The 255-nt window shown below is 64.7% G+C and carries 1 pseudogene; it reads left to right on the forward strand.

The features are described 5' to 3' along the window. Positions 1–255: pseudogene (locus tag QSK26_RS41600) on the forward strand (ABC transporter permease); the annotation flags it as partial.

The following is a 255-nucleotide window of genomic DNA, read 5'->3' on the forward strand; positions in this document are numbered from 1 at the left end:
ACTACCTGCTGCCCGGCATTCTGCTCATCACGATCGCCTCGGGCATCGCCTACACCGCGTTCCGGCTTTTCCTGGATATGAAGAGCGGCATCTTCGAGCGTTTCCAGTCCATGCCGATCGCGCGGTCATCGGTGTTGTGGGCGCACGTGCTGACCTCGCTGGCCGCCAATGTGATCTCGCTGGTGGTCGTCGTGCTCGTCGCCCTCCTCATGGGCTTCCGCTCGGAGGCGGGAGTGCTCGCCTGGCTCGCGGTCG

The organism is Microtetraspora sp. NBRC 13810 (assembly GCF_030268685.1).
Taxonomy (GTDB): domain Bacteria; phylum Actinomycetota; class Actinomycetes; order Streptosporangiales; family Streptosporangiaceae; genus BSRQ01.